Here is a 265-nt window from a genome sequence, read left to right on the forward strand (position 1 = left end):
CGGGCGAGAGGTAGTTGCGCGTGTAGTAGTCGCTGTCGGCCGGACGGTTGTCGATCGAGATCGGCAGCGGCGTGAAGTAGTTCGCGAAGACCTTGCGCGGGGAGGCGCGCAGCTCCGTGGTGCTCGGCATGTCGAAGGGCAGCACCGGCGTCGAGACGGGGACCGGGTCCCGCTCGGGGCTGGCGCCGTCGGCGACGACGGCAAGGGTCGCCACGACGACCGCGAGCAGCGGCAGCACGATGAGCTCGACGCGGCGCCGACGGCT

The 265-nt window shown here is 71.3% G+C and carries 1 protein-coding gene; it reads right to left on the minus strand.

Annotated features, from left to right (window positions below; all coding sequences use genetic code 11):
- On the minus strand, positions 1 to 265 hold a 265-nt coding region (locus HB860_RS22065; protein ID WP_247627965.1), incomplete at both ends, for a hypothetical protein.

The organism is Aeromonas genomosp. paramedia (assembly GCF_023093515.1).
Lineage (GTDB): Bacteria > Pseudomonadota > Gammaproteobacteria > Enterobacterales > Aeromonadaceae > Aeromonas.